The sequence below is a fragment of the Streptomyces durocortorensis genome, assembly GCF_016901035.1.
GTDB classification, from domain to species: Bacteria; Actinomycetota; Actinomycetes; order Streptomycetales; family Streptomycetaceae; genus Streptomyces; species Streptomyces durocortorensis.
This window is the reverse complement of the sequence record NZ_JAFEUF010000018.1, coordinates 1-1130: the sequence shown is the minus strand read 5'-3', so window position 1 is coordinate 1130 and position 1130 is coordinate 1. Positions and strand designations below refer to the sequence as shown.

The 1130-nt window shown below is 72.4% G+C and carries 1 protein-coding gene; it reads right to left on the bottom strand.

The genetic code is table 11. The features are described from left to right. Positions 1-126: 126 nt before the first annotated feature. On the bottom strand, positions 127-1130 hold a 1004-nt coding region (gene sucB / locus JS521_RS06165; RefSeq protein ID WP_205081709.1), incomplete at its 5' end, for a 2-oxoglutarate dehydrogenase, E2 component, dihydrolipoamide succinyltransferase.

Below are 1130 nucleotides of genomic sequence, written 5' to 3'. Positions count from 1 at the left end.
CCCCTTCCCCGGCCGCCCCGGCGCGGGGCGTCGTCGTTTTTCCCCCCCCCCCCCCCCCCCCCCCCCCCCCCCCCCCCCCCCCCCCCCCCCCCCCCCCGCTGGTGAGGCTGGTTACAGCCGGGGCGTTCAGAGGCCGAGCTCGACCTCGAACTCACCCGCCTCCAGGATCGCCTTGACCGACGTCAGGTAGCGGGCGGCGTCCGCGCCGTCCACCAGACGGTGGTCGTAGGAGAGCGAGAGGTACGTCATGTCGCGCACCGCGATGGTCTCGCCGAGGTCCGGGTGGTCGATGACCACCGGACGGCGGACCGTCGCGCCGATGCCCAGGATGGCGGCCTGGTTCGGCGGGACGATGACGGTGTCGAACAGGGCGCCGCGCGAACCGGTGTTGCTGATGGTGAAGGTCGCGCCGGACATGTCGTCCGGCGTCAGGCCGCCACCGCGCGCCTTGCCCGCGAGCTCCGCGGTCTTCTTGGAGATGCCGGCGATGTTCAGGTCGCCCGCACCCTTGATGACCGGGGTCATCAGACCCTTCTCGGCGTCCACGGCGATGCCGATGTTCTCCGAGTCGAAGTACGTGATGGTGCCCTCGTCCTCGTTGATCCGGGCGTTGATGACCGGGTGGGCCTTCAGCGCCTGGGCCGCCGCCTTCACGAAGAACGGCATCGGGGACAGCTTGACGCCCTCACGGGCGGCGAACGCGGCCTTCGCCTGGTTGCGCAGCTTCATCAGCTTGGTGATGTCGACCTCGAGGACCGAGGTCAGCTGGGCCTGCGAGTGCAGGGCCTTCATCATGTTGTCGCCGATGACCTTGCGCATGCGGGTCATCTTGACCGTCTGACCGCGCAGCGGGGACGCCTCCAGCTTCGGCGCCTTGGCGGCGGCCGGAGCGGCGGACGGGGCCGGAGCGGCTGCGGCGGCCTTGGCGGCCTCCGCGGCGGCGACGACGTCCTGCTTGCGGATACGGCCACCGACGCCGGTGCCCTTGACCGAGCTCAGGTCCACGTTGTTCTCGGACGCGAGCTTGCGGACCAGCGGCGTGACGTACGCGCCGTCGTCACCGGAGGGAGCGGCCTGGGCGGCCGGAGCCGGGGCGGCCGGGGCGGGCTGCGCCGGCGCGGGGGCCGGTG